Raw genomic sequence first — 12,956 nt, forward strand, 5'->3', positions numbered from 1 at the left:
ATTCGAAGCAATCATGACCACACCGGCCAGTCAGGCCGCGTGACCGAAACTGTCACCTGATCGTGCAGCAGACCCTTACTTGGTGGTCGGCCATCGCTTGCAGCGTTGCTCGCGGGTCGAAGGCGGGCATGATGACGCTGGTGCCGCCGACGTAGAGCAGCGGCAGTGTGTGCACACCCAAGCCACCGATGTGGAACATCGGCGCCACCGCGGCCGTGACGTCGTCGCCCCGCACGCCGATATCGGTGCCGAGGACGTTGATCGCGTTCCACAGCAGGTTGTCGTGGGTGAGGATCGCGCCCTTGGGTCGGCCGGTCGTCCCCGACGTATACATGATGAACGCCGGGTCGCGGCCCTCGACATCGCCGTTAATCGCGTCGAGCGTTCCGCCTGAGACGAGGTCGTCGTAACTGAGCTCACCCGTCGCCGGCACCCCACCGGCGCGCACGATATGGCGCACGCGGGCTCCGGATTCGGTGACGGCTGTCGTGGCTTGTGCGGCCAACGGCTCGTGGAAGATGAGGACGTCGGCCCCGGAGTCGGCCAGGATGTACCCGATCTCGGGTGCAGCAAGCCGCACGTTGAGCGGTACGGTGATAGCGCCGATCTTGGCGCAGCCCAGCAGCACCTCGATGAACTCGGCCGAATTGACCAGCAGCACTGCGACCCTGTCGCCTTTTCGCACGCCGAGCGCGATCAAGGCGGCGGCGAGCTGGTTGGTGCGCCGATCCAAGTCGGCGTAGGTGATGTGCTCGCCGTTGCTGATCAGCGCGGTACGCCCGGCGTTGAGGAAGGAACGCCGGGTGACCCAATGACCGATGCCGCGTTGCATGTGATCTCTTTCCGTTTCCGCCGGCTCAGTAGGACGCTGGAAGACGCAGGCTGTGCTGCGCCACGAAATTGAGGATCATCTCGCGGCTGATGGGGGCGGTGCGCATGAGTCGGGCCGGGCCCCAGAGCGTGGCGAGGCCGTACTCGGTGGCCATGCCGTTGCCGCCGTGGGTCTGAATCGCCTGGTCGAGCGCCAGGATGCCTGCCTCGGCCGCGGCGTACTTCGCCATGTTGGACGCCTCACCCGACCCGGGGTCGCCTGCGTCGTGCAGGGAGGCGGCGCGCTGGGTCATCAAGCGCGCCAGTTCGACCTGGATCTTGGCGTGGGCGAGCGGGTGCGATACACCCTGGTGCGAGCCAATTGGCGCTCCCCATACGTGCCGCTCACGTGCGTAGTTGGCGGCTTTGTCGAGCGCGTAAAGGCCGATGCCGTTGCCTAGTGCTGCGCCCATGATCCGCTCAGGGTTCAAGCCCATGAAGACCTGGCGCAGCCCTTCGTTCTCTGCGCCGATCAGGTTGGCGGCTGGCACACGAACGTTATCGAAGAATAGGGTGAATTGCTTCTCCGGAGTGACGGCCTGCACCGGGATGAGGGACTTGGTCAATCCAGGTGCATCGGTGGGCACGACGAGCAGGCTCAAAAGGCCGCGACCACGGTCGTTGGTGGACGTGCGCGTCACGACCAGAATGGCCTCGGCCTCGTCGACGCCGGAGATGTAGTACTTGGTGCCGTTCACGACCCAGTCGTCACCGTCGCGTTTGGCGGTCGTGGAGATGTTGTGCGAGTTCGAGCCCGCATCCGGCTCGGTGATCGCGAAGGCCATGATCGTCTCGCCGCTCGCGATGCTGGGCAGCCATCGTTGCTTGAGTTCCTCACTGCCGAAGGCCTGGATGATGGTGCCGCAAATGGTCGGCGAAACGACGGTCATCAGCAGCGGGCATCCGGCCGCGGCGAGTTCCTCACCGACGATCTGCATGTCGTAGATGCCGCCGCCGCCGCCGCCGTACTCCTCGGACAGGTTCACGCCGAGGAAGCCCTGCTTGCCTACGGCCTGCCATAGTTCGGTGCTCTTCTCGCCTGCCAGTGACTTCTCAAGGTAGTACTTGTGGCCGAAGTCCTTGGCGATCTCGGCGACCGCCTTGCGCAGGTCTTGGCGTTCCTCGGTCTCGTGTAATTCCATGACATTCCTGACGTCGTGCGATAGCACGCGGCCGGTCGGCAGCGCGCTGGCTTTACCTAGGGCTGTATGGCGCAGGCCGCCTCGCCGCCGTCCACCGCCTCGACCACGGCGAGTACATCGCCGGTGGAAACCTGCTTCCCGACCTCGACCGGCAGTGCGCTCAACAAGCCGTCGATCGGGCTGGCGATGCTGTGCTCCATCTTCATCGCCTCGAGGACGACGAGCGTTTGTCCGGCTGACACAGTCTCGCCCGTGGCGACTGGTAGCCGAATCACCGAACCGGGCATCGGTGCCGTGAGCGAACCCGGCGGGGTCAGAGTGCTCGGGTCGACAAAGCGCGGCGCCACGCTCAAGGCCGTATAACCCAAGACCGAGTCGACATGGGCGAGATCGCCGTCGATGAGCACGTGGAACGTTCGTCGAACGCCGCTCACGCTCAACACGACGGATTCGGTGCTCCCCACCACGACCGCGACGTCGGCCGACGGTTGGTCATCGACACTCAACGATGTTCCCATCGGATGCAGCGTGTAGCCGACGCGTATATCGCGCCCGGTCTGCGTCCGCCAGGTGGTGGTCTGCGGTTGAGAGGAGTTGTTTCGCCAACCTGCGGGCAGTGACGCTTGCAGGGGCGCGACGGCACGCCGAGCGGCCACGCCGGCCACGGTCGCCGCAATGGCGTGCAGACCCTCAGCGTATGAATCGACAAGGGGCGCGCCGAGTTCGGCGACGTCGTGTCGTTGCAGGAAACCGGTGTCCGTGCCGCGCCCGGCGAATTCGTCGTGGCGCAGGGTCCGCACCAACAGGTCGCGATTGGTGGTAATGCCGTGAATACGGGCGCCGGCCAGCGCCGCCGAGAGACTGGAAAGAGCCTCCTCGCGCGTTGGAGCCCACGCGATGACCTTGGCGAGCAGCGAGTCGTAGTGGTGGCCGACGACCGAACCGGCCCGGAATCCCGAATCGACCCGCACGCCGGCAAGCGCTGGAATATCCATGGTGCGCAGGGTCCCCGTGCAGGGCCGGTAGTCATCGGCCGGATCCTCGGCGCACAAACGGGCCTCGATAGCGTGACCGCGAACTCGCAGGTCGTGCATCTCGTCGGGCAGCGCTCGCCCCATCGCAACCAGCAGCTGGGCCCGCACCAGGTCAAGACCTGTGATCAGCTCGGTGACGGGGTGCTCGACCTGCAACCGGGTGTTCATCTCGAGGAAGGCGAAGGAGCCATCCATGCCGTCCCGGCCCACGTCGTAGACGAACTCGACCGTTCCGGCGCCTACGTAACCGACGGCGCGCGCGGCGGCGATGGCGGCCTCGCTCATCCGAGCGCGCAACGCGTCGTCGACGACCGGTGACGGTGCTTCTTCGATGACTTTCTGGTGGCGACGCTGCACCGAGCACTCGCGCTCGAACAGAGAGACGACGTTGCCGTGCATGTCGGCCATGACCTGGATCTCGACGTGTCGCGGGCGCTGGATGTATCGCTCGAGGAAGACGGTGCCGTCGGAGAACGCGGCAGCAGCCTCACGGGAGGCGGAGGCCACCGCCTCCTCAAGCTCATCCGGCGAGGTGACCACGCGCATACCCCGGCCGCCACCGCCAGCGCTGGCCTTGACCAGGACCGGGTAGCCGACGTTGGAGGCCAACTTCTCGAGGTGTTCGGCAGACAGCCCCGTCGTGTCGCCACCGGGGAGTACGGGAACGCCCGCGTCGGACATCATCTTCTTGGCCGCTAACTTCGAGCCCATCGCATCGATCGCCTCGGCCGGTGGGCCGACGAAGATCAGGTCGGCAGCGGCGCAGGCCCTCGCGAACGCAGCGTTCTCCGACAGGAAGCCGTAACCGGGGTGAACGGCGTCGGCGCCGGTGAGCGAGGCCGCGGCGATGATCCGTGACATGTCGAGGTAGGTCTCGGCGGGGGACGAGCCGGGGAGGCGCACCGCCTCGTCCGCGTCGGCGACATGCCACGCGTCGGCGTCGGCGTCGGAATAGACGGCCACCGTGGCGATCCCGAGGTCGCGGCAAGTGCGGAACACTCGCCGTGCGATTTCACCACGGTTGGCCACCAGTACCTTGGAGATCTTCGGCATCGTCATCACATCCGGAAGACGCCGTAGCCGCGCTGGCCACGAACTTCGCCGTTGTGGATGACCGACAGACACAAACCGAGAACCGTCCGCGTGTCGCGAGGATCGATGATTCCGTCGTCATAGAGGCGACCGCTGTTGGCCAGGGCGACGGATTCCCGCTCGATTTGTTCCTCGACCGAGGTGCGCATCTGGGCGTCGGCGTCCTCATCGAAGGGCAGCCCGCGGTCGGCGGCGGACTCGCGCGCAACGATGGACAGCACTCCGGCCAGTTGCGCCGGACCCATGACCGCCGACTTCGAGTTGGGCCACGCGAACAGGAACCGCGGCGAGTACGACCGGCCGCACATGCCGTAGTTCCCGGCACCGTAAGACGCACCCATGGTGATGGTCACGTGCGGGACAGCGCTGTTCGACACGGCGTTGATCATCTTCGCGCCGTCTTTGATGATGCCTCCCTGCTCGTACTCGGCGCCGACCATGAATCCGGTTGTGTTCTGCAGGAAGATCAGGGGCGTGTCGATCTGATTGGCCAGCTGAATGAACTGGGAGCCCTTCTCGGCCTCCTCACTGAACAAGATGCCCCGCGCATTGGCCAGGATCCCGACCGGAAACCCGTGGATCGAGGCCCAGCCGGTGACCAGTGACGTGCCGTACAGCGGTTTGAACTCGTCGAAGGCCGATCCGTCGACCACTCGGGCGATGACGTCGCGGGGGTCGAAGGGCACCTTCGGATCAACCGACGCGATGCCGAGCAGCTGGTCGGGGTCGTACACCGGCGGGTGCGGCGGCAGTGTGGGTCCGGTGCCACACTTCCGCCAGTTGAGCCGCGCCATGATGCGCCGGCCGATGCGGATCGCATCCTGCTCGTCCTCTGCCATGAAATCGGCCAACCCCGAAGTGCGGGCGTGCATATCGGCGCCGCCGAGCGATTCGTCGTCGGAGACCTCTCCGGTGGCCATCTTCACCAACGGCGGACCGCCGAGGAACACCTTGGAGCGATTGCGCACCATCACGACGTAGTCGCACATGCCAGGGATGTAGGCACCGCCAGCGGTCGAATTGCCGAAGACCAACGCCACGGTCGGCAACCCTGCTGCGCTGTGCTGGGTCAGGTCGTGGAACAGTTGACCGCCGGGCACGAAGATCTCCGCCTGTGTGGGCAGGTCGGCACCGCCGGACTCGACGATGTTGATGATGGGCAGTCGATTCTCCCGCGCGATAGCCATGCCGCGGAACACTTTTCGGAACGTGTACGGGTTCGATGCGCCTCCGCGCACGGTGGGGTCGTGAGCGATGATCATCGACTCGATTCCCTCGACGATGCCGATGCCGACCACCACACTGCCTCCGACGGGGAACCGGGTGCCCCATGCGGCGAAGGGGCACAGTTCGAGGAACGCCGTGTCGGGATCGAGCAGGAGTTCAATGCGTTCTCGGACGAGCAACTTGCCCCGTTTACGATGCCGCGCAACGTACTTCGGTCCGCCACCGGCATTCGCCTGCGCCAGCTGCTCCGCGATGGCGTTGAGTTGAGCGCTCAGGCCGTCGCGGTTCTCGAGGTAGCCGGGCGCCGTTGCATCGACGTGATCGGGTAGGACGTGAACCACGGTATTCCTCCGAGCGATCATCGACGCCGATCTGCTGACGCGGTAATGTTAGCCGCAATTAACGTCGGGTGACAACCGCGGCAGGACATGCCTCGGGTCGAGCAAGGAGGAGCATCACGATGACCCAGTTGGACGAGCAGTCGGGTACCGAGGTGGTCAGCCCGTGGGAGACACCTGAGCGCCGCGCCCTGACCGATCTCGTGCAGGCCTTCACGCGCAAGGAGATCGCCCCTTACGTCAGCGAATGGGAGGAGGCCGGAGAGCTACCACGCGAATTGCACCGCAGCGCGGCCAAGGCGGGCCTGCTCGGTATCGGCTTCGCCGAAGAAGTCGGCGGAGTCGGCGGCGACCTGCGCGACCTAGTCCTTCTCACCGAGGGCGTGATGGAGGCCGGCGGCTCGTCGGGGGTGCTGGCGAGCCTGTTGACACACAACATCGCGTTGCCTCACATGGCCGCCCACCGAGATCCGGATCAGGTCCGCCGGTTCGTCGCGCCCACTCTCGCCGGCGAGAAGATCGGCAGCCTGGGCGTGACCGAACCCGACACCGGTTCCGACGTCGCGGGGATCCGCACGACCGCAGTTCGTGACGGCGATCATTACGTCGTCAACGGGGCGAAGATGTTCATCACATCGGCGGTCCGCGCAGATTTCGTGACGACGGCCGTACGCACCGGCGGCCCTGGCGCCGGCGGAATCTCGCTGCTCGTCGTCGAGCGCGGAACACCCGGATTCACCGTCTCGAGCAAGCTGAAGAAGATGGGCTGGTGGTGCTCGGATACCGCCGAGTTGGGCTACGTCGACGTGCGGGTCCCCGCATGCAACCTCGTCGGCCCCGAGAACAGCGGCTTCATCCAGATCATGCAGCAGTTTCAAGTAGAGCGTGCCTTCATCGCCGTGCAGTGTTACGCCACGGCGCGGCGCTGCCTCGACCTCACCCTGCAGTGGGTGAAGCAGCGCGAGACGTTCGGGCGGGCATTGTCCACCCGTCAGGTGGTTCGCCACAAGGTCGCCGACATGGCTACCGCCGTTGACGTGGCGCGCACCTACACCCGTGCCGCCGTCGACCGCATCGTCGCAGGTGACACCGATGTGCGCATGGTGTCAATGGCGAAGAATGTGGCCGTCGCCGCGTGCGACCTCGCTGTCGATACCGCGGTCCAGTTGCACGGCGGTATGGGCTACCTCCGTGAGACCGAAGTCGAACGCCACTACCGCGATTCGCGCATCCTCGGCATCGGCGGCGGCACCACCGAGATCATGAAGGAGATCATCGCCAAACACATCGGCCTGTGAACCGTGCAGGGCTCGATGCACACCATCGTGTGTCTAAGGGGTCTTGAGGGTTCGGTTGACTCCTGATATCTGAGGATTGTGGGGTTCTCGGTAGAAGGGTGCCGATCATGGCGAAGGCGTATCGGGAGGAGTTCCGGGACGATGTGGAAGCGGAATTACTGCCTCGATCGGAATGAACCACTGTCGCAACGGGATTGCGAGGAATGATGGCCATATGGAGCCGCGTTGACCGCCAACTGCGACTTCATCGGGAATCGATCGAGTAACGGAATATACGATTAGAAAACACGCGGTTTACCGCACAGGCGTAGCTTGTCCGTGGTCGTAACGTGTTATGTGATATCGCTGAGTCACAACTGATTTGGCCGATCGGCGATGAACACACGGTGCACGAGATCGTCATGAACGGGCGGCCCACTTTCGTCGGCACGGCTGGCTTCTCACCAAGCATGCGGAAATTCTGTCGCGTGAGCGCAGCCGCCAAAAGCGCCGCAGCCTTTCTCGGCCAGACCGTCAGGGATGAAGCGGTACACGAACCCGGGATCATCAAGATGGACATCAGGGCAGCGTTGGTCAGGGGGACTGCCCCGAGTTCAGTTGACTCGCGGGGTGTGAATTTTCAGGCCGCAGTTGCGACTGGTGTGTGGAGCAGTTCGAACTCTATCGGCGTGGGTCTGCCGAGTGCGCGTTGTCGGCGTCGGCGGTGTTAGGTCCGCTCGATCCACGACACGATCGCCAGGCGTAATTCGGTGCGAGTGGCCCAGCATTTACGGTCGGGCACGTCGCGCCACCGCGCTGTGCAGCGCCCGAGTGGCCAGCTGCGACTTAATCGGGTCATCGATGCTGTACCCGACGATCCGGTTCGAGAACACATCCTTGATCGCACAGAGGTAGAGCGTGCCCTCTCCGGTCATGTGTTCGGTAGGATCGCTGATCCACAATTGATTTGGGGCTTTAGCAGTGAAGTCGCGGTCCACGAGGTCGTCATGCACCGGCGGGCCGGGTTTCCCGTTCTTGCCCCGCTTCTTACCGAAGACACTCCATAACCGGTTCTGCGAGCAGATCCGCCAGCCGGTGCGCTCGACCATCGGCTCACCGGCGTCACGGGCTTCCTCGACCAGGTAGCGATACCCGAACTCCGGATCGTCGCGGTGGGCATCGAACAGGGCGTTGACGCGGTAGGCCTGGACGAGGTTGGCGTCGGTGACAGGCTGGGACAGCCAGCGGTAATACGGTTGGCGGGCGAGCCTGAGTACCCGGCACGTCACCGCGACAGGGATTCCGTCGGCGGCGAGCTCCTTCACGAGCGGGTAGATACGCTACCGCCCTGCGCAGCACCTCGTTCTCATGTTCCAGCAGCCGATTTCGGCGACGCAGCTCGCGCAGTTCAGCAGAGTCGCCGGTGCTTTTGCCGGGTTTGGCGCCCTCGTCGATGTCGGCCTGGTGCATCCATTTGTGCAGGGTCATCGGATGGACACCGAAATCGGTGGCGACCTGCTCGATCGTCACACCGGCTTCGCGGTTGCGAGCGACGCCGACCACGTCGTCACGGAACTCCTGGGGGGTAAGGCCTGGGCACAAGGACATCCTTCCAGCCTGCCCACGACGGGCAAGCCAACTCAGATGTCACCTATTCATGCAGCAGACCCGGATTCTTACGCCATTGCTAGTGTCCCGCGACTGGAATTCGTTGATTAATACTAGAATCGGCCCGTAGCGACTAGGGGTAGACCGGTAGTTGCGCTGGTATTGAACGACGACGAACGTGAACGTTGCAACGATGGGTGCGCAGGGCCAAGTCATCGCAGGCGCGGCGGTCGCGGATCGTATTGGGTTGCGCGGCAGGTAAATCCGACAACGATGTCGCCCTGACGTGGGCGTATGGCCGCAGACAGTCGGTAGATGGCGTCGACGGTTCTTGAGGCTCGCAGCGACGGGCTGAACGATGAGCCCCGTCCGGGTGGTCCCCGCACCATCACCGATGAGCAGGTCGATGTGGTGCTGGTGGCGACGTTGGAGCGCACTCCGGGGGACGCGACGCACTGGTCGCGGACATCGATGGCCAAAGAATCGGGCCTGGCCAAGTCCATGTTGGGGTACCAAGGCTCATCCACAGGTTCTGATCATTGCTCGGTTCGCGATGTCGTCGGGCTCTACCTGGACCCGCCCGATAAAGCGCTGGGCCCCGCGTCGACGAGAAGGGGTTGGCGGCTATCAACCGCGCACCGTCGATGCGGCCGACAAAATCAGAAGGCAGGGGTCAGTCGGATCGGCAGGTGGGTGGGGCCGCGAAGTGAGCTGTTGATTGACCAGGTGGTCAAACCGGCCGCTGCGATGGCCGAGGCTTGGGTGGTGAGTTCGCGGAGCACGGCCTGGCCTTCCATGCGAGTCAGGGTTGCTCCGATGCACATGTGAGCACCGAAGCCAAAAGCGATGTGGTTGTGCGGGTTTCGATCAGCGCGGTAGGTGTCAGGATACTCGAAGACCTCAGGATCGCGGTTGGCCGCGCCGAAGGCCAGCAAGAGCCGCGACCGGCTGGGGATAGTCACCTCGCCGACTCTGTAGTCGGCGCGAGTGTAGCGGTACAGGTTTTGGATTGGTGTCGAGTAACGCAGCTGTTCCTCGACGGCGCTTGGGATCAGGTCAGGATGGTTTCGGATCATGGCGAACTGATCGGGGGCGTGGGCGAGAGTGTCGAACATACCGCCGATGAGGTTCGTGGTGGTTTCGTTCCCAGCGAACAGCAGTAGCATCGCGATGAAAAACAGCTCGTCGTCGGAGAGCTTGCCATCCTCATTGTTATCGACGAGCCGGCCCAGTACGGTATCCGACCCTTTGAGCTTGCCCGAGGCCAACTGGTCCTTGAAGTACCGGCGCAGTGCCGCGATCGCCCGAACTCCTCTGAACCCGTACCGCAGCCCGGCAGCGGTGGCGCCAGCATTGATTACGCCGACACCGTCTTCGGACCATGATCGGAAGTTGCAGACATCTTCGGGAGGGATGCCGATTATGTGTGCGATCATTCGGATGGGCAAAGGTACGGCGAGGTGCTCCATCACGTCGCAACCGGGGTTGGCGACTACGTCGGCGACGAGTTCTTTGGCGAGTTGGTCTGCCATGCCTTGCCAGTCGCTCATGGCACCCTTGGTGAATCCAGGTTGAACCTGTTTGCGGAGCCTGGTGTGGTCATCGCCGTCGGTGAGCACCAGGATCGGTGCCGAGATCTTCATCCGGGTGACGCCCTGGCTACTTGTGACCGCCTCGGTATCGCGCAAGGCCGCTCGGATGTCTTCGTGTCGGCTGAGAATGAAGGTCGCACGTTTGGGGTTGTAGTGCACTCGCCCTCCGGCGTGCAGCGCGCGATAACTTTCGAATGGCTGCGCCGCGGTCGCCGGATCGAGTGGATCGAAATCGGTATTGACCGCGCCGGTCCATCCTGCATAGCCACGACGCCGGACCCGCACGGCCGCAGCAACGTTCATTCCGATCGCCCCCATCACCGGTGCCCAGACCTGCCGCACCGCGCCATCCCAGCGCAATGTTCTCATCGGCGCTACGCGCCAAGTTTGCTGGACGGTTGGTGCTTTGAGTCCGGTACGTAGCACGCCATGGAAACAAGTCTGACCAACTGCGCTCCACCGCGTCAATGAGTCTCCGGGAAACCCGGGTGTTTCAGGTTTTTGAATCGCCCTGGAAATCCCGGAGGCTCCTGGCCTTGGAAACGAGGATGCGGGTATGCCCACGGTATCGTCATCGGGAAAGGAGCCGACCAGTCGCCGCTACAGCCCGGAGGAGACGGCTGCAGCGGCGCGGATGGTCCGTGCGTTGCGCGCCGAACTCGGCACCGAGCAGGGCACCGTTTGGCGGGTTGCTAACCAGCTCGGCTATGGGGTCGAGTCGGTGCGTTCCTGGGTTCGCCAGGCCGACGTCGACAATGGCTACGAACCCGGAGTAACAACGGCCGAGTCGCAGAAAGTCAAAGAGCTTGAGTAGGAGAACCGAGAACTCAAGCGCGCCAACGAAATTCTGAAAAGAGACGCCAGTTTCTTCGGGGCGGAGCTCGACCGCCAACACAAGAAATAGTCGACTTCATCGACGCCAATCGTGGGGATTTCGGGGTCGAGCCCATCATCACTGTCTTGCGCACCGCAGGCGTGACGGTGGCCTCGAGCGCCTACTACGACGCCAAAGGTCGGCACCCGTCGGCACGTGCTCAGCGCGATGCCGTGCTGGGGCCGGCGCTGGCGAGCTCTGGACAGACAACTACTTGTGTCTACGGCGTACACAAGCTGTGGAAAGCAGCCCGCAGGGACGGTCACGATATCGGCCGCGACCAGGTCACCCGGTTGATGCGAGCGGCGGGGATCTGCGGAGCGCGGCGCGGCAAACGGGTCCGCACCACTAAACCCGACCCGACGGCGGCGCGACACCCGGATCTGGTCAAGCGCAAGTTCACCGCCACCGCGCCGAACCAGCTCTGGGTGACGGATCTGACGTTCGTGCCTACCTGGGCCGGGGTCGCATATATGTGTGCTTCATCGTCGATGCGTACTCGCGGATGATCGTGGGTTGGCGGGTCGCTAGGCACATGCGAACCTCGATGGTGCTCGACGCACTGGAGATGGCGCGGTGGTCACGCGGAAATATGCTGCCGGACTTGGTATGTCACTCCGATGCCGGGTCTCAAGGCGGATTCACCTCGATTCGCTATAGTGAACGGCTCGCTGAAATCGGAGCGGCGCCCTCGATCGGCACCGTAGGCGATAGTTTCGATAATGCTCTGGCCGAGACGGTCAATGGCTACTACAAGGCCGAGCTGATCTACGGACCCGCCCGCACCGGGCCGTGGAAGGCAGTCGAGGACGTCGAGCTGGCGACCCCGGGCTGGGTATACTGGCACAACAGCAGCCGCCTACACAGCTACCTCGGCGACATCCCACCCACCGAATACGAAGATGCGTTCTACGATGCACAACGGACCGACCAACTCCTGGTCGGAATCCAATAGCTCGAGCCTCCTGCAGACCCAGGGCGTTTCAGCCAGACGATCAAGTTGTTCTTAGCGTTCAACGCTGAGCTTGTGAGGTTTACCTGCCGGCAAGTTGCGGTCCCGGCGAGATTGGTGTGCCGCGTCGCGACGTTCTTTCCCGAGCTCGAGCACGGCCAGGCTAGCCATGATGGCGGCTACAGCCCCGCCGGTCGGGGTGTTGGTGTCGATGCCTTCGCGTTTGGCGCGCAACAGGATTCGGCTCTCACTGCATTGGCAATAGTCCGGGTGACTTCGGCAACATTGCGGCCAAGTCAGTCGATCGTGACGACGACTGTGTCGCTGTCAGGGGCGTTGTCCAGGAGAGCCGCCAGGCCGGGGCGGGCGGTGTTGGCCACCCCGGAGAGTTTGTCGGTGTAGGTCTGCTCGTCGTCAACGCCGGCAGCGGCAAGCGCACGCAGTTGCGCGTCGGGATCCTGACCGGTGGTGCCGACGCGGGCATACCCCAAGATCGCTGCCACGCCCAGCGCTATCTCATTAGCCACCGGCGGCTGGGATTTGAGACACGCGGTGTGAGACGAGAAATGCGACGCCGCGAGCTGGATCGACGAGCGGGGGAGGGGGTCCGTGGAGCTGTCTCGTTTCTGGAAAAGAGATACCGGCCCGCTAGGGGTGCTCAGATGCCCGGCGGCCACGTGCCCCGGGGTAGGTCGTCATGCGATGGCCGCTGCGGGCTGTTGGGGGCTTGCTGCCGGGTTATTGGCGAGCATGCCGAGGACGTCTTGCCATACTTGGTAGCTGATCGCGATGTCCAGATGGCCGCCTGCGAATCCCGGATCTTGTTTTTGTAGAACGATGTTGGTGACGTTGGGCCCGCTGAGCGCTTGCTGTTGTTGGCCGTCGTTGAAGATGACGATGTCGGCGTCATCGGTGTTGATGACGATGCACTGATGAGAACGCCCCGCTCG

6 protein-coding genes, 4 pseudogenes and 1 other annotated feature are annotated in these 12,956 nt (G+C 63.9%); of the genes and pseudogenes, 2 read left to right on the forward strand and 8 right to left on the reverse strand.

The annotated features are described in order from the left end of the window. Positions 1-70: 70 nt before the first annotated feature. From ACJH6I_RS30820 to ACJH6I_RS30835, 4 genes and pseudogenes are all read right to left on the reverse strand, one after another. Positions 71-832, reverse strand: a pseudogene (locus tag ACJH6I_RS30820) (AMP-binding protein); the annotation flags it as partial. A 25-nt stretch (positions 833-857) separates the two neighbouring features. After that, positions 858-2,012 (reverse strand): acyl-CoA dehydrogenase family protein, encoded by a 1,155-nt coding sequence (locus ACJH6I_RS30825; protein WP_318986935.1) that lies wholly within the window; start codon positions 2,010-2,012, stop codon positions 858-860. Between the two features lie 56 nt (positions 2,013-2,068). Continuing rightward, positions 2,069-4,099 carry a biotin carboxylase N-terminal domain-containing protein gene (locus ACJH6I_RS30830; RefSeq protein WP_318986934.1) on the reverse strand — a complete coding sequence of 677 codons (2,031 nt, stop codon included), beginning with the start codon at positions 4,097-4,099 and terminating at the stop codon, positions 2,069-2,071. 5 nt (positions 4,100-4,104) lie between these two features. Then, on the reverse strand, positions 4,105-5,706 hold the full coding sequence (locus ACJH6I_RS30835) for an acyl-CoA carboxylase subunit beta (RefSeq protein ID WP_318986933.1): 1,602 nt from the start codon (positions 5,704-5,706) through the stop codon (positions 4,105-4,107). Positions 5,707-5,825: 119 nt separating this feature from the next. Between ACJH6I_RS30835 and ACJH6I_RS30840 the strand changes: the two genes are divergently transcribed. Further along, positions 5,826-7,001: an acyl-CoA dehydrogenase family protein gene (locus ACJH6I_RS30840; protein ID WP_318986932.1), complete on the forward strand. Its 1,176-nt coding sequence runs from the start codon at positions 5,826-5,828 to the stop codon at positions 6,999-7,001. 619 nt (positions 7,002-7,620) lie between these two features. Here ACJH6I_RS30840 and ACJH6I_RS30845 read toward each other — a convergent pair. Both ACJH6I_RS30845 and ACJH6I_RS30850 read right to left on the reverse strand, forming a co-directional pair. Continuing rightward, positions 7,621-8,588 (reverse strand): annotated as a pseudogene (locus ACJH6I_RS30845) (IS3 family transposase). Between the two features lie 659 nt (positions 8,589-9,247). Beyond that, entirely contained in the window at positions 9,248-10,549 is a 1,302-nt protein-coding gene (locus tag ACJH6I_RS30850) for a cytochrome P450 (RefSeq protein WP_346415426.1), read from the reverse strand. 187 nt (positions 10,550-10,736) lie between these two features. Here ACJH6I_RS30850 and ACJH6I_RS30855 point away from each other — a divergent pair. Next, positions 10,737-12,009, forward strand: a pseudogene (locus ACJH6I_RS30855) (IS3 family transposase). After that, positions 11,039-11,170: a sequence feature (AL1L pseudoknot), on the forward strand. Its footprint overlaps the pseudogene before it by 132 nt. Positions 12,010-12,063: 54 nt before the next feature. On the opposite strand, the pseudogene ACJH6I_RS30860 reads toward ACJH6I_RS30855, so the two are convergent. Both ACJH6I_RS30860 and ACJH6I_RS30865 read right to left on the reverse strand, forming a co-directional pair. Next, positions 12,064-12,509, reverse strand: a pseudogene (locus tag ACJH6I_RS30860) (recombinase family protein); the annotation flags it as partial. A gap of 192 nt (positions 12,510-12,701) precedes the next feature. Further along, a partial coding sequence (locus ACJH6I_RS30865) for a hypothetical protein (RefSeq protein WP_406785153.1) occupies positions 12,702-12,956 on the reverse strand: 255 nt, incomplete at its 5' end.

Source organism: Mycobacterium sp. SMC-13 (assembly GCF_045311035.1).
Classification (GTDB): domain Bacteria; phylum Actinomycetota; class Actinomycetes; order Mycobacteriales; family Mycobacteriaceae; genus Mycobacterium.